General features: G+C 68.0%; 1 pseudogene. It reads right to left on the bottom strand.

The features are described 5' to 3' along the window. Positions 1-241, bottom strand: a pseudogene (locus R0J88_RS23055) (amino-acid N-acetyltransferase); the annotation flags it as partial.

Here is a 241-nt window from a genome sequence, read left to right as displayed (position 1 = left end):
TCGCTGCGCACGCGGCGCACCTCGCCACCATGCAGGAAGTCGACGCCATGACGCACACCCAGCGGCTTGGCCCTCACCAGATTGCCGGAGACCGCGGAGAGCTCCACCCCATGCAGCGGCGTATTGGGTAGCCCCTGGGACAGACTCGCATCAAGGCGCAGACGCAGCGTGGCGACCTGCTGCTCCAGATGGCCGAGAATCTCGCGCGTCACCACCCAGCGGCCCTGATGGCGATCCGCCT

The organism is Pseudoalteromonas sp. SIMBA_162 (assembly GCF_046535955.1).
Classification (GTDB): domain Bacteria; phylum Pseudomonadota; class Gammaproteobacteria; order Enterobacterales; family Alteromonadaceae; genus Pseudoalteromonas; species Pseudoalteromonas marina.
The sequence above is the reverse complement of the archived record's forward strand: the minus strand, read 5'-3'. Positions and strand labels throughout refer to the sequence as shown.